General features: G+C 46.9%; 17 protein-coding genes and 1 tRNA gene. 13 read left to right on the plus strand and 5 right to left on the minus strand.

What is annotated here, in order from left to right; all coding sequences use genetic code 11:
* Positions 1–39: 39 nt before the first annotated feature.
* The 3 genes from ACXAGP_RS11585 to ACXAGP_RS11595 form a co-directional block, all read right to left on the minus strand.
* Positions 40–375 (minus strand): zinc ribbon domain-containing protein YjdM, encoded by a 336-nt coding sequence (locus tag ACXAGP_RS11585; RefSeq protein ID WP_475261524.1) that lies wholly within the window; start codon positions 373–375, stop codon positions 40–42.
* Positions 376–476: 101 nt separating this feature from the next.
* Positions 477–3,608 carry an efflux RND transporter permease subunit gene (locus ACXAGP_RS11590; protein WP_475261525.1) on the minus strand — a complete coding sequence of 1,044 codons (3,132 nt, stop codon included), beginning with the start codon at positions 3,606–3,608 and terminating at the stop codon, positions 477–479.
* The gene (locus ACXAGP_RS11595) at positions 3,605–4,669 is read right to left on the minus strand and encodes an efflux RND transporter periplasmic adaptor subunit (RefSeq protein WP_475261526.1); all 1,065 of its coding nucleotides are present in this window, start codon (positions 4,667–4,669) and stop codon (positions 3,605–3,607) included. Before ACXAGP_RS11595 ends, ACXAGP_RS11590 begins: the two co-directional genes overlap by 4 nt.
* Before the next feature lie 170 nt (positions 4,670–4,839).
* Here ACXAGP_RS11595 and ACXAGP_RS11600 point away from each other — a divergent pair, with 170 nt between their 5' ends.
* Together ACXAGP_RS11600 and ACXAGP_RS11605 are read left to right on the plus strand one after the other, a co-directional pair.
* Positions 4,840–5,874, plus strand: coding sequence for a helix-turn-helix domain-containing protein (locus ACXAGP_RS11600; RefSeq protein ID WP_475261528.1), 1,035 nt, complete (start codon positions 4,840–4,842; stop codon positions 5,872–5,874).
* A gap of 80 nt (positions 5,875–5,954) precedes the next feature.
* Complete coding sequence (locus ACXAGP_RS11605) at positions 5,955–7,316, plus strand: amidohydrolase family protein (RefSeq protein WP_475261529.1); 1,362 nt, start codon at positions 5,955–5,957, stop codon at positions 7,314–7,316.
* Between the two features lie 13 nt (positions 7,317–7,329).
* On the opposite strand, the gene ACXAGP_RS11610 is transcribed toward ACXAGP_RS11605, so the two are convergent.
* The gene (locus ACXAGP_RS11610; protein WP_475261531.1) at positions 7,330–9,258 is read right to left on the minus strand and encodes a RecQ family ATP-dependent DNA helicase; all 1,929 of its coding nucleotides are present in this window, start codon (positions 9,256–9,258) and stop codon (positions 7,330–7,332) included.
* A gap of 345 nt (positions 9,259–9,603) precedes the next feature.
* Here ACXAGP_RS11610 and ACXAGP_RS11615 point away from each other — a divergent pair, with 345 nt between their 5' ends.
* The 8 genes from ACXAGP_RS11615 to ACXAGP_RS11650 all read left to right on the plus strand — a co-directional run bounded on the left by ACXAGP_RS11615 (position 9,604) and on the right by ACXAGP_RS11650 (position 20,554).
* Complete coding sequence (locus ACXAGP_RS11615) at positions 9,604–9,786, plus strand: hypothetical protein (protein WP_475261532.1); 183 nt, start codon at positions 9,604–9,606, stop codon at positions 9,784–9,786.
* A gap of 165 nt (positions 9,787–9,951) precedes the next feature.
* Positions 9,952–10,338, plus strand: a complete 387-nt coding sequence (locus ACXAGP_RS11620) for a BlaI/MecI/CopY family transcriptional regulator (protein WP_475261533.1) — start codon at positions 9,952–9,954, stop codon at positions 10,336–10,338.
* Between the two features lie 11 nt (positions 10,339–10,349).
* A complete protein-coding gene (locus ACXAGP_RS11625) occupies positions 10,350–12,404 on the plus strand; it encodes a TonB family protein (RefSeq protein WP_475261534.1) in 2,055 nt (684 codons plus the stop codon).
* Positions 12,405–12,497: 93 nt separating this feature from the next.
* A complete protein-coding gene (locus tag ACXAGP_RS11630) occupies positions 12,498–13,814 on the plus strand; it encodes an MFS transporter (protein ID WP_475261535.1) in 1,317 nt (438 codons plus the stop codon).
* A 162-nt stretch (positions 13,815–13,976) separates the two neighbouring features.
* On the plus strand, positions 13,977–17,270 hold the full coding sequence (locus ACXAGP_RS11635; protein ID WP_475261536.1) for an FG-GAP-like repeat-containing protein: 3,294 nt from the start codon (positions 13,977–13,979) through the stop codon (positions 17,268–17,270).
* A 143-nt stretch (positions 17,271–17,413) separates the two neighbouring features.
* Positions 17,414–19,183, plus strand: a complete 1,770-nt coding sequence (locus ACXAGP_RS11640; RefSeq protein WP_475261538.1) for a vWA domain-containing protein — start codon at positions 17,414–17,416, stop codon at positions 19,181–19,183.
* 86 nt (positions 19,184–19,269) lie between these two features.
* Positions 19,270–19,854, plus strand: coding sequence for a sigma-70 family RNA polymerase sigma factor (locus ACXAGP_RS11645; protein ID WP_475261540.1), 585 nt, complete (start codon positions 19,270–19,272; stop codon positions 19,852–19,854).
* Positions 19,844–20,554, plus strand: coding sequence for a hypothetical protein (locus tag ACXAGP_RS11650; RefSeq protein ID WP_475261541.1), 711 nt, complete (start codon positions 19,844–19,846; stop codon positions 20,552–20,554). Before ACXAGP_RS11645 ends, ACXAGP_RS11650 begins: the two co-directional genes overlap by 11 nt.
* Positions 20,555–20,620: 66 nt before the next feature.
* Here ACXAGP_RS11650 and ACXAGP_RS11655 read toward each other — a convergent pair whose 3' ends face one another.
* Entirely contained in the window at positions 20,621–21,925 is a 1,305-nt protein-coding gene (locus ACXAGP_RS11655; RefSeq protein WP_475261542.1) for an inosine/guanosine kinase, read from the minus strand.
* 262 nt (positions 21,926–22,187) lie between these two features.
* Here ACXAGP_RS11655 and ACXAGP_RS11660 point away from each other — a divergent pair.
* From ACXAGP_RS11660 to nusG, 3 genes are all read left to right on the plus strand, one after another.
* A tRNA-Trp gene (locus ACXAGP_RS11660) sits at positions 22,188–22,264 on the plus strand.
* A gap of 49 nt (positions 22,265–22,313) precedes the next feature.
* Positions 22,314–22,691, plus strand: a complete 378-nt coding sequence (secE, locus tag ACXAGP_RS11665) for a preprotein translocase subunit SecE (protein ID WP_475261544.1) — start codon at positions 22,314–22,316, stop codon at positions 22,689–22,691.
* A 2-nt stretch (positions 22,692–22,693) separates the two neighbouring features.
* Entirely contained in the window at positions 22,694–23,236 is a 543-nt protein-coding gene (nusG, locus tag ACXAGP_RS11670; RefSeq protein ID WP_475261545.1) for a transcription termination/antitermination protein NusG, read from the plus strand.
* Positions 23,237–23,497 lie beyond the last annotated feature (261 nt).

Here is a 23,497-nt window from a genome sequence, read left to right on the forward strand (position 1 = left end):
AAATTTTATCCTGATTGGAAGCGTCTAGAGCAACACGCTCTAGGCTTTTTTAACAAATTTTGCGGTCACCATCATTTCGCCGACACCATCTACTTTACAGTCCAGTTCGTGATCTTTTTTGTCTAACACTCTGCGCACCAATGCCTTAGTGCCAATCTTAATTACTTGTGAGCTGCCTTTTATCTTCAGATCCTTAATTACGGTGACCTTATCGCCATCAGCTAATAGCGCGCCGTTGGCATCTTTTACCGCAATCGCTTCGTCTTCAGCAACCTGAGCTGGATTCCATTCGTAACCGCACTCAGGACAGACTAATTGAGCTTGGTCTTGATAAACGTATTCTGATTGGCATTGTGGGCAAGGAGGAAGCGACATACTGATTTGGCCTTGTGTAAAAAGCTGGCAGGTTAAAGTAATTTCTGGCGCATGCAAGCGCTTTGGGCGTTTAATTGTGTAAACGCCCGTATTTTCTGTTTTTACTGCGTTGTTTGTGAGTCTTTATCTCTCAGCAAAGTCACAAGCAGGGCTGGCAAAAAACTCATGGTTAAAAACATCGAGCCTAAGATACCGCACAGCACGATAATACCAACGCCGCGGTAGAGTTCGGTACCTTCGCCAGGGATCAGCACCAGCGGTGCCAGGCCCAGTATAGTCGTGGAGGTGGACATCAGTATCGGCGTGAGTCGGCGTTTAACGGCTAGCTGCACGGCCTCTTGTACCTGCATGCCCAGCTCATGAATGTTTTTGCGTGTTTGCTCCACAATCAAAATCGGGTTGTTCACCACTGTTCCTAATAAAATCAGAAAGCCCAGCATAGTGATCATATCAAACGGCTGATGAAAGCCGCTAAAGCCCATGGCTTCGCCAATACTGCCGATACCATTGAGTAAAATTAAGCCCAACAAACCGCTGGCCATGCCCAGTGGTACGGTGGCGAGAATAAACAAAGGGTATTGCCAGTGTTTAAAAATGGCCACCAACAACAGATAACAAATTACTAATGCAATCAGGAAGTTACCCGAAAGCGAAGCTCGTGTGGTTTGCAGTTGGTCGGCGGCACCGCTGACATCTACTCGAATGTCTTGGGCGATTTCGCCAGATTGCCACAACGTGGGTAACAGCTCGTTGCGCACGACTTGCTCTGCTGTTTCCAGCGCCACATCGCGAGGTGGAATGATGTATACGGTAACGGTTCTGTCGCCGTCGATGCGGCGCATGCTGTTACTGTTTTTGGTTTCCACCAGGTCGGCCATCGCATTCAGTGGCAATACACCGCCCGCCGGTGTAACCATAGGTGCCTGGCTTAGTTGTTCAATAGTTTGGGCATTACCAGCACCGCTATATAAGAATATATCCACCTTATCGTCACCCAGAATAAACTCATCCACATAGGCCCCGTCGCTTAAGGCAGATACGGCATAGCCGAAGTCGCGATTATTAAAGCCCAGCTCCTCCAGACGACGCCAGCGGGGACGGATTTCTATTAGCGGTTGAGTCAGTGTTAATGAGCGCGGATCGGAGTTTATTTGCGGATTGTCGAAGGATTTTTCAGCCTGTTGATAGACTGCTTCAGCGGCTTGATACAAGTCCTGCATATTAGCCCCAGAGATATCCACTGCGACCGCTCTGGAGCCGCCATCGTTACTGGAGATAATAGAGCCGCGAGAGGAAAATGCACGCATGTCGGGGTAGCTTCTGAATTTACTGGTGATCTGGTTCATCATTTCATTGATGAGAGCGGGATCTTTGGGGGCACTTAAGAACCATACCCGGCCAATTGCCACCCGCATCATGTAATAATCCAGCGGTACCATTTCACCTTCAACATAATCTTCTTCTGGCATATCCACATAACGGTTGAAGTATTCACGTAATTCATCGCCAATGTTTTGCATCTCGCTGAGGTTGTATCCAGGCGGTGCGATCATCATGCTAAAGGCTTTGGGCTCTTCACCTTCGGGAAGGTATTCGGCGGCGGGCATTAGCAGCCAGGCAAGGCCGGGAATAATCAACACAAAGGCAAGGCACCAGGCGCGTGCTGAAGCCGTGTTTTTAATGAAAAACGCGGTAAAGTTGAGCCACTTTTGCTCTGCTTTGGTCCGTGAAACCGAGACGAATTCTTTGTTTTTGGTAAGTTTTGCCAGACTCACTGGTACCACAAAAACGGCAATGAGCATGGAGGCCAGAATAGCCCCTGAAATGGCGATGGCGATATCTGAATACAGCTGTCCGGCTTCTTCCTGGACAAATAAAATAGGTGTAAAAACCATTATGGTAGTGGCTGTGGAGGCCAGCACGGCGGGCCACACATCCTTTACACCTTCTATGGCTGCTTGTAATTTTGAGGTGCCTTTGCGCCACGACTGAATAATGGATTCCAGCACCACAATGGTATTGTCCACTGTCATCCCGATGGCAAATGCGACACCGGCCAAGGAGATAACATTGATAGTGCGATCCAATAAATTTAACGCCACAAAAGCCGCAATGGTACACACTGGAATACCCAGCACCCCCACCAGGGTAGCTCTACCTGAGCGCAAAAACAGATACATTACGCCGGTGGCTAACAGAGCACCTAAGATGAGGTTAAACCAGACATTTTTAAGTGAGTCCTGCACATACTGCACGTCGTCGCCGGTGTTGGTCATCATCAGGCCATTTTGCGCCAGCAGATTTTTGTTGAGATCTTCCACCACCGCCATGATGCCATGTTTAATGTCAATCACGTTGGAGCCGCTTTCCCGTCGTACCGATAACATCAAATTGCGCTGGCCGTTGAAGTAGGACAATCCGCGGGTTTCAAAATGATCCATTTGAATATCGGCAATGTCCCGCAGGTATACGCTGTTGCCATCTACGCGCTTGATTTCGATGTCACCAATTTCGTTGAGCTCTTCAAAGCGCCCAACTACTCGTAAAAGATAACGGTTTTGGCCGCTTTCTATATCGCCGGCAGAGGCGTCGCGATTGCGGTCTCGCACGGCATCGCGTATTTCATTCAAGCTAATTCCCCGTTGGGCCAAGCGGTGGGCATCCACTCGGATCTGGATTTGTCTGGCGGCACCACCTCCAACGCCCACTTCTGACACCCCTTCAACGCTTTCCATACGCGGGCGCACGTAATCTTGGGCAAAGTCGCTAAGCATATCCATATCTAATTGCAAAGGATTGCCTGGCAGTGGGGTCAGGGCAAAATACAAAAACGCGTTACTGGAAAAGGCACTGGAAAACAGGCGCGGTTGGTCGACATTCTCAGGGTAGGAAGGTACCTGGCTTAGCGCGTTATTCACTCGGATCAGAGCATCGTTGGGATCGACCCCAAAAGGGAAGTCCAGTTCGATATTGGCTTGCCCCATTTCGGCGTAGGAGGTCATGCGTTGTAAGTTAGGTAAGCCTCGCAAATAGCGTTCTTGTTCGATTAATATTTCTTTTTCAATGTCTTGTGGTGTCGCGCCAGCCCATCCGGTTTGAACTGTGATGGTACGCACTTCCAGATCCGGGATCATCTGGATTGGCGTTTTGCTGGAGGTGACAAGGCCCAGAATCGCGGCAATAAATACACAAACCGCCACCAATATGCCACGTTGTGCTACAGCGGCAATCATTGTTCTTCTCCGGTCTCAGTAGTGTTCACAGAAACACCTTCCTGCAACAATTGCACGCCTTTACTGACGTAGGACACATTCGCAGGTGCGCCTGAGACTGCAAAGCGGGTACTGTCGCTGCGTTCAATGCGCACTATGTGGCGTACGGTTTTGTTGTCCTGTACCGAGAATACACTATGGCCGCCATCGGGATGAGAGCGCACTGCGGATTTGGGTAACCAGAACAAAGGCTCCATTTGCGCTCCTAAATCCAGTTGTAAATTGGCAGACATTCCAGATATGAGTTGTTGGTCTTCCGGCAGGTTCACCAACAACTGAAAGGTACGGGTTCGGGGATCTGATGCCTTTACTATTGCCGCTATGGGTAAGGTCAAACGTTGGTTATTGGCATTGTCGATACTGACCACGACATTTGGAGATTCGGATTCCAGGTAAGCTAGTAAGGCGGTGTAATGCTCTTGCGGTACAGCCACACGCAGACGCAGTTGAGTATTAGAAACCAGATTAAACACCGGGTTTTGAGGTTGCAGCCATTCGCCAATATCACCATTTCTCGCGGTAATGATACCGTCGAATGGCGCGTACACCGCGTGTCGCCTCAACACTTCCTGTTGTAGTCCTAAACTGGCTTTGGCTTGCTGTAGTGTGGTTTCAGCTTCGGAAACTCGTGCTTTACGCTCCGCGATTAAGGTTTCGGCCACCACCTGCGTTTTTGACAGACGAAGAGCCTCGTTATACAAACGGATGGCTTCGGCCAGTTGCACCTGAGTGGTACTCACTGCCGCTTCAAATTGCTGTAACTGGTATCGAGCCAGGCTGTCGTCCAGTTGTAATAGCTTTTCTCCTTTGCTGACCTGATCGCCCATGTCTTTATATAGTCTTTTTGCCAGTCCTGCTTGTTGCACTGCCAGGCTGGCATCATGGATTGCCTCAATCGTGCCGCTCAATATCATTGACTGCTGATTATCCAGGAGTTGAGGCTTTACTACATTAACCGTTTGCACCTGAGCCGAGATAGTGCTGGTAAGCAGTAAAAGAAGCAGAGGGAAAATGCGTGACATAGTGATACTCCTTGTTGATTGGTCAGCAGTAATGACATTGGATAAATCAGATTCGAAAGCTGTATACGTTAGCACGGCACAACTAGTTTAGTCTGCTTTAGATTGACGCAGGTGCTAGCCTGGCCTGATACTGCTAATCATTATGTTTTTGGGGAAATCTGAACCACGCTATGGTCGCGTTTAGCTTCGTTAATTTGATTCAGTCCGCCACTGTGAGTGTCTGTATTTTGGGGGCGTTTCTTTTGTGGCGCCACTGCTCGTTTCGCGGTATCGCTCTTTTGCTGTTATTGGTGGCGCTCTCGTCAGTGATTAACACCCTGGAAGAGACCGGAATAACTCGAGATATCTATCTCATTAGTCCCGTTTTTATCATGCTATTTGGGCCGGCCTCTTACCTGGCAACTCGCCATTTGATTGGCAGTAAGGTGCAAGTAAAGGAGTTCATTCACTTTTTACCTGTGTTACTGGTTTTGTTTTTTACTGCACATGTGCAATTGGTTATCGCGATAGGTACGTTTTGGCGCTTGATATACGCAGTGCTGACGGCGAGAGTGCTGTTAACTTACAAAAATAAATTAGATGAACAGCGTTCAGATGCGGATGAGTTTTCCTTTATTTGGTTGCTCTGGGTGGTGGTGATTACAACGGCCTTTAACCTTATCGACCTGGTGAGGTTAAACACCCAACAATGGCTTAGTCCGGATATTAATGCTTTGGGGCAGGCTGTTAACAATGGCCTTTGGCTGATGGTGATTATGCTGACAGTGCTGAAACTGAGTGAACAGAAAAAACCGCCGCAAAGTCCGCAGGAAAAATTTGAGGATTCAACTAGCAGTGGTGATCAAGCTGAGGACTACCGAGGTATTTACCAGGAATTACAATCCTTACTTAAACAACGGCGGTGGTATCTTCAGGCCCGTTTGACGTTAACGGAATTGAGCCAATTATCTGGTTTTCAGGCGAGAGATATATCCAGAGCAATAAATCTATTAGCGGGTAAGTCCTTTAATGAATACATAAATCAATTCCGCATTGAAGAAGTGTGCAAGTTGCTAGGTTCTGACGATTCAAGACCTGTTTTACAGATTGCAATTGACTCGGGTTTTAGTTCTAAAGCCGCGTTTAACAAGGTGTTTAAAGAGCAGGTGGGGCAAACGCCAAGCCAATACAGAGCCAACATCAAAAGTGTCGAAGCAAGGGAATAGTCGTCTTAATTCTTGCTTTGAGACGCCAATATCAGGGCGCAAAGTTAATCTTCTCGGAAAAATTTTTAAGCGAGAAGATAATGAAATTTATTGCTGCCCTTTTTTTACTACTATTGCTTTCAGGTTGTGCCAAAACTGCCACTGAGTTCCCTGAAGCCCGAGATTTGGTGCTGGTTAATGTCAACGTGGTTGATGTTAAGCATCAGCGCATATTGCACAACCAAAACATTGCGGTCACCGATGGTGTGATTTCGGAAATTTACCCCACAGGTCACAAAGTTACCCCTGAAAAAAGCCAAATAATTGATGGCGCTGGTGGTTTTGTCACGCCTGGCCTGATTGATATGCATGTACATATTTACGAACCTGCGGCCTATTCTATTGCCCTCAGTCATGGTGTCACCCATGTGCGTATTTTGAATGGCATCGAAAAGCAATTGCAGTGGCGAGATGCCGTTAACAATGGCGAGCTAATTGGGGCGAGCTCAACCGTGAGCAGTCCCATAATCTCTGGCTATGAAGACGCCATGTTACATCACACTGTGCATACAGAAGAACAGGCTCGTGTTGCAGTGAGAAAATACAAACAGCTCGGCTATGACTTGATTAAAGCCTATGGCAACCTTTCCGAAGAAGTATTATTGGGGCTTGTGGATGAAGCTCACAAACTCAACTTCCCCGTCGCAAAACACGGACCTCATGCTTCTGGTGAACTAGAGGTTGGTGTCTTGGCTGGCTTGCAATCCTTTGAACATGTGGAAGATATATATCAAGGTCCGTTAAACCATCAGTTTGATGAAAGCGCGCTCCCTGCTATCATTGCAGACTTAAAACAAGTTGGCGTGCCCCTGACCCCAACGCTGAATATTTTTCAGCAGCTTACACTGCTAAGCGAAGAGAAACAGGACTTTTTAGACCTGATACCGCAGCATTACACCTCCACCATTATTGCCATGGAAACCAAAAGCAATCAGGCCGAGCGCTGGTTAAATGCCTCGCCAAAGATGGCGTTGCACAACCGCAAAACCCTCAATTTTTTGCTTGCTATCAGCAAGCAACTGCATGAACAGGAAATCCCGTTACTGGTTGGCTCAGATTCAGGTGTGTTATTGTCGCCCCATGGTCTGGCAACGCATAATGAAATGGCGTTGCTGCAACAAGCCGGACTAGACAACTATCAAGTACTCGTGGCAGCGACGGTTAATCCCGCCAAGGCGCTTGGTTTAGACGGCCAGATTGGACAGATTAAAGAAGGTTTTAAGGCTGACTTTATTTATACCAGGAAAAACCCGGTGAATGATCTTGCCGTGCTGGTGAACCCGGATGCCCTGAGTAAAAAAGGGCGCTGGTTGGATAGTGAAAAGCTTGCAGCGCTGCGTAATGAGGCAATCGAAAATCGCAGTGTCTGGTCTGAGTTTTGGGCGCTGTGGCAGGCGTTATAATTAGCACAAGAGGCTACAAAAGGTTTTGCACTGTTTGCCTGACATCTTCATAGCGTTGTTGTTCGCAGATACCCCAGCCATCTATTTGCCTGGATTTCGTTTTGGTAAAAATTGGCTGGGTTAAGCCGCATAAAAAGCGCGCCGCCAGAGTATCTGAAAGATGCGGTATAGCGAGGTGATTGCGCAATTGGGTAAGGATATTCCTAAGCTTTTCGTTCTCTGGCATCGGCTTTATTTCAGGCACAGGTAGTTGTGCTTTTCTGCCATCGCAAACTGAGCAATGAGCGCAATGTTCAGGGGCCAGGAGATCATCGAAATAGGCCGCCAGATTATAACTCAAGCAGTTGTCCAATTCTAAAAAGCGGATCAGGGCAGCGATGCGTTTAATTTCAGAACGCTCGTTTTGTTTGAAGTAGTCTGCAAGTTGTTGCGCAAGCTCAGTCGAGCTTAAGGCCGCTTGATCAACCTGGTACACCTCAGTCATGTTGCTGGCTTTTAATTCGATAAGTTGTAGCCCGTCCAGATAGTCTAATGCTGTCAAAACCCGGCTGCGCTCGCTGGGATAGTGACTTTGCAATATCTCAAAATCCAAGGTGCCCCAGGTTTTTTTAAACTGAGTTGCGCCAAGGATGGCTTTGATAAATTGACCTCGTTCACCTTCAAAGCGATTAATGATGGTTTCTGTTTCTTGCAAACATTTAATTTTGTATTCGGCGAAATAGCTGTATTTGGCTTTGATGATCCCTTTTAATTCCAACTGCACCAGGAGAGTTTTAAGAGGCAACTGTCGAATGTTGCACTGGTTACTGAGCTGATAAAGCTGCAGTTCCCATCGTTCAGATTCGCCTTGTTTAATGTTGTCTATTACTTGCTCAATAGCGGTAAGTTCCGGCGTGTCGCCATAGATAAAGTTTTCCAGTGTATTCAGGCTGCTGGTATTAGCGAGCACTGTGCATATCGAGGGCTTGCCATCGCGGCCCGCTCGACCGATTTCCTGACTGTAGTTCTCGATAGATTTAGGCAGGTCGTAATGGATCACAAAGCGTATGTTGGCTTTATCGATACCCATGCCAAAAGCGATGGTTGCTACCACAATGTCCACTTCGCCACGCATAAAGCGTTGCTGAATGCTTTGTCGATTCTCATCTTTTAGCCCGGCGTGATAAGCCACCACACTGTGACCTTGTACGGTGAGTTGTGCGGCCAGCTGTTCTGCACTTTGCTGTAAGGTCACGTATATAATGCCAGCGCCTTTTTGCTGGTGTAGAAGCTTGCTCAACTCTGTGTTTTTCTCTGCTTCCGGTACAGGCAATATTTGCAGATTTAAGTTATTGCGGTAAAAGCCTGTTTGCACAATATGTGCTTGTTCGATAGCAAACTTGGCTGCCATATCCTGCTTTACTTTGCGGGTGGCCGTTGCGGTTAATAACAGCACCAAGGGGATATTTAACTGTTGGCGGTAAGTGGGTAATTTTAAATAATCAGGACGAAAGTTGTGTCCCCACTCCGATATACAGTGAGCCTCGTCTACCACTAACATTGATATGGGCACCTGGCGGATAAAATTTCGGAAACGCTCGTTTTTAAAGCGCTCTACTGACACCATCAGAATTTTAATATGCCCGGCTTTTATATCTGCCATCACCTTGTTGTTCTGCTCAGGTGTCAGTGATGAATCGATACTGGCGGCCGGGATGTGTTTACTGGCCAAAAAATCCAGCTGATCTTTCATTAATGCCAATAAAGGAGAGACTACAAGGGTCAAGTGCGGCAGTTGGGTGGCGCAGAATTGATAACACAAGGATTTTCCCGATCCCGTTGGAAAAATTGCTAGAGAGGAGTTGCCTGAAAGCAAATTTTGTATGGTTTCACTTTGCCCGGCGCGAAACTCGGAAAAGCCAAACTGCTGTTTTAAATGTGTTACCAGTTGTGGCTCTTCCATTGCGTATTACTCTCTTGTGCAGGCACTGTGATTCTTTCTGTGGTTTAACGATTAAGGCCTTTCTGCTCCCATAAGTTGGCACTGTAACTTGTCCCTGGTAGCCAGGCAATAGCTTAAAAGTACAGTTCCGAAATAGCCTGAAAAGCAGATATCTACGAAACCTTTCGTTTACCTGTTGACAACTACGATTGTTTTCGTATTTAATGATTGTACGATGTGTTTCGTACTTGCTTCGGAGCACAAGATATTCGCCTGATGCTCTATACGAATTATGAGCATCAAGATCATCAGCAGCGAATAGTGCGAAATACACAGTTTATGGTTTAGTGATTTAAGGGAGATAGCATGAAAAGGTTGATTTTGGTTGGTTTAGCAATATCTGCATTCACTTTAGGCGGTTGCTCTTCTACGAGCGATGTGGCCAAAGCAGAAAAAGAAGAAACCCAAAAGACATCCAGCACCAGTAAGCGCCGTTCAGGTGATTGTGTTGGCGGAACAGGTTCCAGATTAGGAAGTAAGTGCAGATAGATTGAAACACTTGTTTGCATCGCCGCAGGGAGGTGGCATTGATAAGGCAGCGATTTCGCTGCCTTTTTTTATTGCCGGGCATGATGGATAGTGATGGGTAAAAGCTTGCAATATACGATATGTTTCGTATATTAGATGATGAAAACTATTGTCCAGGCAAATAAAATGACGCGAAGCGATTACAAAGGTGTGCCAACTGCAGCTGAGTTACAACTGCTCAGAATTCTGTGGGGAATTGAGCCGGCAACCGTGCGTGAAGTGCATGAGAAAATGAATGAGCACAATAAAGTAGGCTATACCACAGTGCTCAAGATGCTGCAGATCATGCATGAAAAAGGGTTGGTGGCCAGAGATGAATCCAGCCGAGCCCATATCTACAAAGCTATTTATTCCGAGGAGCAGACGCAAAGCTCTATGGTGAAAGATATGCTCAACAAGGCTTTTGATGGCTCAAAGTCAAATCTGGTTATGCGCGCCCTTGGCAAGTCACCTAGTGCTCAGGAATTAAATGAAATAAGGGCACTTCTGGATTCATTAGATAAAAACAGATAGCAGGAGCAATCATGGATTGGTTAAACCTCATTGCCAACAATGCAGCGTTGCACGCATTGGCACACACTCTGGTACATTTTGCCTGGCAAGGTTTGTTGCTTGCTTTGGTTTTATTTCTACTGCTCAAAAATATTCCTGCTCGCTATTCACAACTGCGTTACGGCATCTCTTTATTCACGTTAGTACTTTGTGTGGTGGTTCCTGTTGCCACATTTTTATTACTCTACACACCAGAAACATCCTTTCAAGCTATCGATATGCAGCAGGTGGTTACCGGGGTTTCAGGTACAGTTGCACAATTTGGAGAAGCCTTGACTGATTCGGGTGTGCAAGGCGTGTCTTATGCCACGGCTGAGTTGTTGGATTTTTTCAATGTTCAGCTTGTTCATGGAGTATTGCCGTTTCTGCCCCTTTGCTGGATAGCGGGTGTATTATTACTGAGCGCCAGAGTTGCCTTACAAATGGTGGGGGTTTGCCAGTTGCCTCATCAGTCAACGTATTTGCCTGAGCCACAATTACAACAGCTTTTTGAGGGGTTACTGCACAAGTTGGAGGTCAATCCAGTTACGCGCTTGCTGATCTCAGACAAGGTAGACGTGCCGATGGCCATTGGTTGGCTGAAGCCGGTGGTATTATTGCCTTCGTCTATGGTGGTGGGCTTGACACCGGGACAATTAGAGATGCTCTTGATGCATGAATTGGCTCATGTCAGACGCCACGATTACATCATCAATTTTTTCCAGACTTTAGTGGAATTATTATTGTTTTTCCATCCAGCCGTGCGTTGGGTATCCAGCCAGATCCGTATGGAGCGTGAATGCTGTTGCGACGATATTGCTGTGGCACATGTGGGTAATCCGGTGGCTTATGCTACAACTCTTACCGATGCTGAAATGTCGCGTTTTCAAAACATACCTGAGTTGGCGATGGCAGCCTCTGGTAGCGATCTGAAAAGTCGCATATTGCGTGTTGTAGGGCATACCGATTGTGCCAATGGCAATGCCAGGTTGCGTAAATCCGGTCTTCTGGCAGCGCTTTGCTCAGTGAGTTTAGTGTTGTTAATTTTGGTTACTGATAATGCCAGTGAGCAGCACACGCCAGTAGCCCAGTTAAATTTACAAGGTGAAGAGCAGCCTGAAGTTGCGGAAATAACTGAACTTGCCACTGCTGCCCGCGATGCTGTAGAACCTGAAACACCTGTCAGCAATGTGGAGTCCAGTTTAGGGCCTGATATAACAGTTGAAAATGCGCCGCAGCCAGAAGAAAATTTAGCCGCTCGCCTTAAAGCCAGGCCAGACACGACTCAGGATGTTGAAGTTGTTGTTCCATCTCAAACGTCCTTATCGACAGGCATGTCAGAAGTTGCCCATGAATCTACTGAAACCCCAGACTCGGAGCTAACAGGTAATGTACAGCAAACAGAATCCGAGCAGGGGGATTCTGAAATTGCGCCTATTGCTGAATTGCCTGAGGCAGATGATACTTCACTGGAAGTTGTTAAAGTGCAGGGGGTTTCCCCGGCAGATTCGGAAAGTTCAGACTTATTTACTAATACTGATTTACCTGCCGTAACTGAATTGTCTGTTGTTCCTGATATGGCCGCTGCTTCGTTTTCTGCACCGGACTCTGTTGAGAAAAACAATGACACCGTGCTGGTAGCACCTGAAAAAGCAGATACAAGTGAGATTCAAAAACAGCCTGAAATAATCACTATCGCGGCAGCTAAAACTGTAATTAAAGAGGTAGAAACTAAAGTGATTTCTCCTGTTTTACTTAAAGGTGAGGCACCGGTGTATCCCAGACAAGCTCTGCGCAGAGGGCTTACAGACCAGGTGCAGGTTTCTTTTAAAGTCAACACAAGCGGAAAGGTGGAGGATATTGACTTTGATGGTTCGGTGCATCGTTCCTTTAAAAAATCCGTGCGCCGGGCGCTGGCGCAATGGCAGTATCAACCGGCTTTAAAAAATGGTGAAAAAATCGCCATGACAATGCAGCATGTGTTTAGCTTCGCTGAACCTGAAAACGCGGTGTTGGCTACCACGGGTACCAGGATTGACGCAAAATAAGCTAATTGGCGCTTCTTCTGCGTAAGCGCCTTGGCTTTTTGAAGCACTTACACTAACCTCTCGGTTTTAGCTTCTCATTATCTTTTGACCAGCATGCGGGCGTTTTTCTCTCTTTATTCCAGCAATCTTTTTCTGGTAGGCGGTACCGGGTTGTTAACTACCTGGCTAGCGCTCTACATGGGCAAGCAGGGAGTTTCTACTTTCTGGATTGGAATGCTGACCTCTTTTTACTACCTTGGCCTGATGCTGGGGGCCAAGATAGCCTATCATTTCATTCGTTCGGTTGGACACATTCGCACTTTCAGTGCCAGCACGGCCGTCGTTATTGCCTGTATTGCCGCCCATGGCGTGAGCGATAATTTGTACCTGTGGTTGGTTTTGCGTTTGTTGGTGGGGCTAGGCATGATGAGCAATTACATGGTGTTGGAAAGCTGGCTCAACGAGCAGGCGGAGCCTGAAAACCGTGGTCGGGTTTTTTCTGTTTATATGCTCACTTCTTATCTTGGCATGGTGGCCGGTCAGCTCGCACTCTCCCGGTTTACCGAGTTAGATTCAGCAGTGCTATTTCTGGTATGCATGGCGGTGGCCATTGGTTTGGTACCTATTTCCATCACCAGACGTATTCACCCTAAGCCTCTAAAACCCATTAAAGTGAGCTTGTTTAGCTTTGTTCAGGTGATCCCACAATCATTAACGGCAATCCTATGTGCGGGTATGATCAACGGCAGTTTTTATGGCCTGTCGCCGCTATTTGCCAGTAAAGAGGGCTTTGGTGCTGAAGATATCGCATTTTTTATGTCTATCACTGTGGTCGCGGGTCTTCTGGCACAATGGCCGATGGGGATTTTATCTGACAAAATCCGCCGTAGTCGTTTGTTGCGTTTTAATGCGCTGATGATTTTTATCGTTGCTTTGGGGCTGTTTTTGTTACCGCTTAGCCCAACGCTGGCTTTCATACTCACTTTTTTGTTCGGCTTGTTTGCTTTTACCTTGTATCCACTGGCGTCAGCCCTTGCTAACTCTCGAGTGTCTGATGAGGAGCGGGTTGGCGTTTCATCAGCTTTGCTCATTGCTTTTGGGGTCGGCGCGGGTATAGGTTCTGCTGTAATTGCACAACTCATGACATATTTTGGACATCAATCACTTTACGGTGCCATCTCAGGACTTTCAGTGCTGATGTTTTTGGCACTGAGTTACATTAACTCTAAGCAGAAGGGCGAAATAATGGAGCCTGACGATTACGTGGTGAGTGCCTCTGACGTGACTACTTCGCCGCTTGCCGCCACTTTAGATCCACGTATTGATGAAGAGTTAGCGCAAGAACAATTGCTTATTGTGGATGAAGAGGAAGCACAACAAGAAAGATCACAGGCAGAGGAAGCGGCTGAACTGGAGCAGAGCAAGCCTTAATGTTGAGAGTTTTTTAAGCGCAAATACAGGAAATAACCTGGTTCTGTAACTACACTTATGCAGTAGTTGATACCCGCCTGATGACATGCATAGAAATTTATGTGCATAAAAACTGCCGATAGATCGTCTTCAGGTTTCAGTGCTTTCAAAAAGGATGCTCCCATGGATTTCAAAAAGCGATTTCTGCGCAATGTTTTTCTGATTTTACTGGTTTTTATTAGCGCCTTCTCCCGGGCAGAAGACTCCTCCCAACTGTGGCAGCTCGTCACTAATTACAGTAGTGAACAGTTAAAAGGACAAGCTAATGCCACCTCTCAGTTGGTAGTGAACGAAGCATTGTTGTTGCAGCTTAAACCCGGCATGGCATTGCAACTACCGATATTTTCTCGCACGCTAGAGGTACAACTAACTCGGTCTCGTATGCAAGGTAGTACGCGAATATGGTCGGCCAAAAACAACGCTTCTCCAAGGTTGCCGGACGTTCAATTGTTTTTGCGCTATGGCAAGCTTTCTGCCTGGATACCTACTGAGTTTGGTACCTTTCGCGTTGTAGATGGCAAACTTGTTAAAGAATACAAGATGGGTGGAGAACATCCGGATTATCGCCTTCCGCAGGCCACACCGGCTCTTAGTCAATCTGGTGTTAGTCCTATGCCAATCAATGGTGGTAGAAGCCAAAGTATCCAGTCTGTAAAAGCTTCATCTGCCGCGGCTGGAGACCTGGTGTTTCGTGTTCTATTCGTGGTAACAGATGAGTTTGTTGCTACCTATCCAGAAACCCAAGCTCAATTGACAGAGTACATCACTGCCAACAATGCGATTTACGAAGCAAGTGGCATGAATGTGCAGATGGAGTTTGCCGCAATGATGCAGGCTGATCTTGAGCAATACAGTGCTGATCAGCTGCTGGATAATCTCTCCAGTAATGGTGGTGAAGATTCCACTGATGGTGATATTCCTGATTCAGAGCTAACCCCCATCTGGCAAGCAAGGGTAGACAACTCCGCTGATTTTGTTGTGGTGATGCTGAACGATTTACCAGAAGGGTTATGTGGTCAGGGCTGGCTAAATGGCGATACAAATCAGTCGTTTAACTATGATTACGCGGTAAACGTAACCGCTGCATTTACCACCTTTGGCGATACCTCTCAGTTTTGTGGCTATGATACCTTGGGCCATGAGCTTGGGCACAATATGGGCCTTGGTCATTCATTGCGACAGGAAAGCGAAGGCACGGTATTCACCTTTGGTCGCGGTTATGGAGTGGTAGATGAATTTACCACTGTAATGGCTTATCCCAGTGAGTTTGGGCTGGCTTCTGGCGTGGCAGTATTTTCTTCTCCGGACTTAACTTGTCTCGATAGTTTCGCCTGTGGTGTTGACCGGGAACAAGATGACGGTGCCGATGCCGTATATGCTGTCAATCAGGTGAAAGAGCAAATCTCTCTTATTCACAATGATGAAATAACCTTAGCCATAGATGATGCCAGAGCATTGCTGGAAGACAGTGCGCTTTCCAATTGCATCGCTGAAAAGTTCCCTGATGCTATAACCAATGCTCAGGTGGGTTTTTTGGTTTGCACCACCGACTACGATATTCAAACCATAAACGGATTGGAAAACTTCCCGAATCTCAGTACCTTCAGCATGGATGGTAGTAACGATACAACCTTAGACGTGTTCCAGAATATGCGCAGCATGCGACAGCTGGATGTTCGGAATCTGCTAATGACGTCAATGCGTCCCATTGCCCACTTGCAAGATCAGCTGACGTTCCTGCAATTTAATCAAAGTTCTCTCAGCTGTCAGGACGTGAATGCGGTTGAAAGTTGGGGTATTGAAAACTTTTTCCCGTTTGGCAGTTGTCAGTCACTGTCGGACGATAGTGATGATTTTGACGGGGATGGCATCAACAACCTGAACGACACAGATGATGATAATGATGGCATTGATGATGTTTCTGATGCCAGTCCAAGAGATGCCAGTAATGCTGATGACATCGACAATGATGGTGTTGTTGATAGCGAAGATGCCTTTCCTTATAACGAAGATGAAACATTGGATACGGATAACGATACCGTGGGCAACAACCAAGACTCTGATGATGATAATGACGGTGTAGCCGATACTGATGATTGCGCACCATTGGACAATACACAGTCCACTAGTTGTGGCTCAGATGACAATACGGCTCCCACTATCAGTGGCTCCCCAGCTACATCGGTTATACAAAATGAGCTGTATAGTTTTACCCCAACAGCAGCAGATGAAGATGGTGATACATTGACCTTCAGCATTGACAATCAGCCCGCCTGGACGAGTTTTAGCAGCAGTACTGGTCAGTTATCAGGAACCCCAGGAAGTAGTGACGTTGGCACTTACAGCAATATCGTGATCAGTGTCAGTGATGGTGAAGAGAGTACAAGTATGGCTGCCTTTGACATCACGGTTCAGGAAAGCACGGATAACAACAGTAGCGGCCGTTTTGTGGCGTATGATTACGATGGCGATGGCAAAGCTGATGTAGGAGTAAGACGCGCCAGCACTTATTTTCAGTACATACTAAACTCGTCGGATGATGATATTCAAAGGATCCAATTTGGTCGGGATGCGGGTGACATCTCCGTTAGCGGTGACTTTGATGGCGACAAAATTGCCGACGTGGCGGTGCGCCGTCCATCTAATCAGTTCTGGTATATTTTAAATTCTTCTGATGGTGAAATTCAGCGTTTCAATTTTGGCTTGCAAGCTGAGGATATTCCGGTACCTGCAGATTACGATGGTGATGGCATTACGGATATCGCCGTAAGACGCCCATCCAATCAGTTTTGGTACATTCTGAATTCATCTGATGGTGAAATTCAGCGATTCAACTTCGGATTACAGGAGGAAGATATTCCGGTCCCTGCTGATTATGATGGTGATGGCATCACAGACATTGCAGTGCGCCGACCTTCAACCCAGTTCTGGTATATCCTGAATTCTTTCGATGGTGAGATACAGCGTTATAACTTCGGTTTACAAGAAGCCGATATCCCGGTGCCCGCCGATTACGATGGAGATGGTAAAGCCGATATTGCAGTGCGCAGACCTTCCACTCAGTTCTGGTATATCTTAAATTCATCTGATGGTGAGATTCAGCGTATCCAGTTTGGCTTACAAGCCCAAGACATCCCCATTCCTGCAGACTACGATGGTGATGGCAAGGCGGATGTTGCGGTGCGCAGACCTTCAACGCAGTTGCAATATATTCTGCGTTCCAGTGATGGCGAGATAGAGCGCATACAATTTGGTCTTAATAGCGCTGATATGCCGTTGGCCGCAACTGTGACGACCCGCATGGAAGTGCAGGTAAGTGACGTAACAAGTGCCAGACAAGCCAATACTGAAACAGAAGTTTTTATAGAGCGTGTGCGCTTGAGCGCTAAGCAAGCCCGAATGGAGCAAATCCAGTAATTTAACCTATGCAGCGAATATGCGGTGTCGCTGAGATTCGGCACCGCATAGTCATATTTTGAGAAAGATTTAAAAAAATAAACCCCCTTTTCGATTTAGCCGCGTCTGTACTTGTAATTGTTGTAAAACACACAGGTGAAAAAATGCTAAACCGTCAATTATCCCCAGCCTTGAAAGGCCTATATAAAGTATCTCTTATCGCAGTTGTGGTAGGGGCGTTGCTCGCTGGTTGTTCCAGTTCAGAAAAACAAACGAAAGAAACATCGCCGGACAATCAAGCCGCGTTACAACAAACCACTGATAATTCACCATCAAAACAGTCGACAACCAATCCCGTACAGGAAATGTTGATACTGGCCGAAGTAAGCCCTTCGCAACCAGCTTCCATGCCAGCAAAGCCCACTATAAGGAACCGAGTCGGTCGGCTTAGCAAAATTGCGGTAACGGGTAATTTGCACATGGCGGATACCGCGGTCATTGGACACAATACAGAGAATTATCAACACACTCCTGAAAATGGCGTCTGGACTGTGGCTGAGCAGCCTTTATCTACTTTTTCTGTGGATGTTGATACTGCTAGCTATGCCAATGTTCGACGCATGCTGAATCAAGGGGTGACGCCACCCCAAGACGCCATCCGTCTTGAAGAGATGATCAATTATTTTTCCTACGAATATCCTCAACCTCAAGACGATACGCCATTTTATGTGGATACCAGCATGGCTAGCAGTCCGCTGGATAATAACAAGCACATTCTGCGGGTGGCGTTATCTGGCAAGCAGGTGTCTAATGCACAGCGCAAAGCATCCAATCTGGTCTTTTTATTGGACGTGTCTGGTAGCATGTCTGCTGACAATAAACTGCCCTTGCTAAAACGCGCCCTCACTATGTTAAGCAAACAGTTGGATGCCCGAGATAGCGTAGCGATTGTGGTGTATGCCGGTGCATCGGGGGTGGTACTGGAGCCCACATCCGGTGATGACACCTTAAGTATTGTTCAGGCTCTGGAGAAGTTGCAAGCCGGAGGCTCCACCAATGGGGCTGGTGGTATTCAACTGGCGTATCAGATGGCGCAAAAGGCGTTTAAAAAAGATGGAATTAACCGAGTGTTGCTGGCTACCGACGGTGATTTTAACGTTGGCACTACCGATCACAATGCACTGATGGCACTGATCGAGAAGCAGCGGGAAACTGGAATAACCCTCTCTGTGCTGGGATTTGGTAGTGGAAACTACAATGACCACCTGACCGAACAACTCGCTAATAAAGGCAATGGCAATGCGGCCTACATTGATAATATTAACGAAGCTCGCAAAGTTCTGGTGGAGCAGTTAACAGGAACGCTGCAGGTGATCGCAAAAGATGTCAAAATTCAAGTAGAGTTTAATCCCGCAGTGGTGCATGAATACCGCTTAATAGGTTATGAAAACAGGCAGTTAAACAAAGAGGACTTTAACAACGATAAGGTGGACGCAGGAGAAATTGGTGCAGGTCATACTGTTACCGCTTTGTATGAACTGACACTAAAAAGCGCCGAGCAATATTCGGTGGATGAATTGCGCTATCAAACTGCCGCCGATGAGAATATTAATAGCGATGAAGTCGCCCTTGTGAAGCTGCGCTATAAAGCACCACAGGGAGAATCAAGTAGCAAGATTGAGCGAGTCGTTTCTCTACAGCAAATCCAGGCATTTTCAGATACCGACAATGACTTTAAGTTTGCCCACAGTGTCGCAGGATTGGGACAGCTTATGCGCGGCTCAAAATTTGTCTCAAACAAGGACGCCAAAGCATTGCTAAACACTGCCAGGGCGGCAAAAGGGCAAGATGAACACGGCTATCGGGCTGAGTTTATCCGATTAATGGAAACCTGGTTGTTATTACAATCACCTGTTGCTAACAGTAATGGATGAGGTTATCGCTGATAAGTGGTCGAATCTTTGATCGTGCAATATCGCGCTACAGTTAATCAGAAAGATGAGCAGTAAAAGGAATGCAAGTGGCAGAAACCCAATGGCAAGCACTGGAAGATAATGAGCTGATAAAAGCTTATATCAGCGGAGAGTTTGCTGCTTTTGAATGCTTGTATAACAGGCATAAAGGTGGAAGTTTTCGCTTTATCTTAAGGCAGGTAAAGGATTCGGCAAGCGCTGAAGATCTAATGCAAGAGCTGTGGTTTAAAGTGGTGAGCAATATTCGCCAATTCAAAGGTGAGTCAAAATTTACAACCTGGTTGTATCAGATGGCCCGAAACCTGATGATTGATCGCTTTCGGCATCTTGAGGTGGTATCTGGCGTAATCGTCGAGACAGAAGCGATACAGGAGATGGCAACCGATTGGCGTCAAACAGCAGATGCTGAACTTGTGCAAATAAGACAAAAAGCCGCTTTGAGCCACTGTTTACAGAAGTTACCCAAAGCACAATTAGAATCCTTTTTGCTCAAAGAAGAAGGTAATCTGACACGCAGTGATGTTGCACAAATAACGGGAGTGAGTCTGGAGGCGGCTAAATCCAGGTTAAGAGCCGCCTATAAAGAGCTGCGCACCTGTGTAAGTCGGGTGCTGGGAGAAAATGATGACTAACGAAAACAATGATGAAAAGTTCGTTTCGGATTTATATCAAGCATCCGATAAAGCGCAGGCTTCGGCTAAAACTGATGAGGCAATACTAGAATATGCCAGACACCGAGTCGCCAGTAACAATAAACCCAAGTTGTTTTTGAGCCAACGCAATCGTTGGTTGTCGGTGGCAGCGTCAGTTACACTGGTATCGCTGATTTTTGTCTCCCAGTGGCAAGACTTTACGCCAAAAGGAATACAGTCAGATGCAGGGACCGCGCAACCGGGGCGACTGCCGCAAGGTTCCGTGGCGGAAATGGAACCAGAAGCGGATTTTGATAGCATTTTAGCGGATAAAATACTCACAACCGAGCCCGCTGCGCGCAAAGCACCCGTGGTTTCAGAAAGTTTAGAGTTATTGCAGGTTACGGGCAGTCGCAACAAAAATGCTGAACGTAGCATCAAGATAGAATGTCGCTATTCCGTCGATGGTAGCAATCCATTGAGTAGTTCGTCATTGGCGAAATATATTGCAGACCTTCCCTATAAGGATAAAAAGGCATTAGCGATAGCGATTAACAGTCAGATCCCTCTTGCTCAAATGAGTGAGCAAAGTGAGACATTGACGAAGCTAGCAGCCATGCCGGGCTTCGAAGAGCAGTATCAGATGATGGCAACAAAGGTGAAAAACTGTATGACTGCGTCTGGACCAGCAACAGAGTAATCGCTTGTTGATGGTGAAACAAAAAAGCGCATCGATTGATGCGCTTTTTTGTGATGCTACTTTGCATTATGTTGCCCAGTATGCCATATCCAGCACTTCTTCCCGCTCAGGCAAACCTTTACTTAGACGTGGTGAATGTTGAGCTAATACTTCATAGCTTACGCGGTTGGCGTACTTGCTGATTTGCGACAGGGAAGAGTAGGTGATAGCGGGTTGTTCGTGTTTAGTGGATTTTTCCACATTGAGCTTGTGATATTCGTTGGCGCAGATATCGTGCAATACTGCCGCCAGGGCACCATCGCCAGCACCGTTGGTATTCATGATCTTATCAGGGCCACCCATGTAAGGGGGGATATAGCTGTATACTTTTACTGGCTCTTCACAGTCTTGTAAGCGCATCGGGCGGGAGTACTCATAGCGGTTAAATTCAGCGATTTCAGCATCGATGAACTGTTGCTCGGTTTCCCGCAGATACTGTTTATCGCAATGTCCCGCCATGTATAGTCCTACCGGGCCTGCGGTACACATCACCATATCTACCCAATCCAGTGCTTTGCTGGCGGCAAGTAGAGGGTTCTGGATCCCCGTAATAGCTTCGGCTTCTTCCTCGTTCATGGTGAGGATATCCACGTGTTTTTTCACGAAGTCTTGCCACCACTCAGGGTTTTGCTCAATCAGGAATTTAGTGCCTAGAGTCAATACCACTGGTACACCAGCTTCATTGGCGTACTCTACGGCCTTTAACGTAGCTTCGGTCATGGTATCACCGGGGTTGGTGCGCATAGAGTAGGCTGCGAACACCAAAGCGGAAGCGTTTTGAATAACTTCTTTATCTACATATTCCGTTGATAGCTTGTTGATCATGGCCGGGCTGATGGCAAAGGTGCGCTCGCCTTGGCTGTCGATTAGGGTAAAACAGCGCCCAATGGGCCCATCTACAGGCTGCAGGTAGTTGAGATCTACGCGGCTGGAAGTGTTACTTAGGTACTTATAGGAGTAACTGCCGATCTTAATGTTTTCCGACATCACACCTAACAGTACTGAACGGTCGTCGGCTAAAACTGAATAGTTGTGCAGGGTGTTGCCAATTGTGCCACCGGCAAACTCATAGTTGATAAGGGCTTTTTCTTGTAATTCTGCATAAAGCGCCTCGGTGACATCATCCTCGATTAACTGCGACATGCCTTTTTTAAGGTTGTAGCGCTCTAAAAATTCATCGCCAACTTTGGCTTCGATATCAACCAACACCTGATCAATGCCCACTATATAGCTGTGCTGTAATGGTTCTGCTTTGTGGAACTGGCCAATCAGGGAGTTTTTATCTTGAACCGGGAAGTAGTGTTTGTGCTTGCGGCGACCGGGAAATTTCATAGAAAATTGTTAACAGGTTAATTTTGGACAAGCGGCCATTATATCAACCTGTCGGATGAGTGACGAATATTTTATCAGACAAATTTTAGGTTAGTGCTTAACTGTCGTTTGCAACAGATTAAAGCTTGTAAGACAATCGACAATCAGTATAATACCGCTCCCGCCTTACTTCTGAATCCTTTATCTCCTGATAAGCTTCAAAAAAACGACAAGGCGAGTGTAACTATTTTAAAGTAAACAGTAGTGCTGGCACTGCTGCTACAGGGGTGTAGTTCCAATTGGTAGAACAGCGGTCTCCAAAACCGATGGTTGGGGGTTCGAGTCCCTCCACCCCTGCCATATTTAATATCAATCCGGATGGGTTGAGTTTGAGGTAACAGGTTAAACGATGAGTGATAACGCAGTTAATCAGTCCGGTGCAATGGACAGCATTAAATGGGTCATAGCCATTTTATTCTTGGCTGGCGCCGTAGGTGGTAACTACTATTTCGGTGAGTTTTCCGTATTGTATCGCGCCATTGGTGTGGTCATTGCGGTAATTATTGGTTTGCTGATTGCAGCCAACACTGAAAAAGGCAGCACCTTTGTCAACTTTGCCAAAGAGTCACGCACCGAAGTGCGCAAAGTAGTATGGCCTTCTCGTCAGGAAGCCACTCAAACTACTTTGATTGTACTTGCTGCAACCGCCGTTGTTGCCTTGTTGCTTTGGGGCCTTGATGGCATCATTGTTCGGGTCGTTGGCTTTATTACCGGAATAGGAGCGTAAGCATGTCTGAAGGCGTAAAAAGATGGTATGTAGTACAGGCGTTCTCTGGCTACGAAGGCCGTGTTAAGAAGACCCTGGAAGAACACATCAAGATGCACGAAATGGAAGGCTATTTCGGTGAGATTTTGGTTCCTACCGAAGAAGTTGTGGAAATGCGTGCTGGTCAAAAGCGCAAAAGTGAGCGCAAATTCTTTCCAGGCTACGTATTAGTCGAAATGGAAATGAACGACGATAGCTGGCACTTGGTTAAAAGCATTCCTCGTGTGCTTGGCTTTATCGGCGGTACTTCTGATCGCCCTGCGCCAATTACCAAGCGCGAAGCCGATGCCATCCTGAACAGATTACAAGAGTCTGTGGACAAGCCGAAGCCAAAAACCTTGTTCGAACCAGGCGAAGTGGTTCGCGTTACCGATGGTCCTTTTGCCGATTTCAACGGTGTTGTGGAAGAAGTGGACTACGAAAAGAGCCGCTTGAAAGTATCGGTACTTATCTTTGGCCGTTCTACCCCGGTAGAACTGGAATTCGACCAAGTTGAAAAGGGGTAAGCCCCGTCTTGAGACGAGCTTGCTCGGCTAGGGGCGCACGACTGGTCCAACGGACGGCCAGGCCGGAAGCCCTCACAGGGACGTTTGTCCCCCGTGCGTTGAAACGTGGAGTGCACAAAGTAAAGTCGGGAATCAAAGCCCTCACCAGGGATGGTTTAAACCTCTCTGGTTGATTGTGCAGTTTTTTCGATTAGGTGAAGGGCATCGAAGTTTGTCCCCCGTGCGTTGAAACGTGGAGTGCACAAAGTAAAGTCGGGAATC

The organism is Planctobacterium sp. AWM4_229 (genome assembly GCF_056160305.1).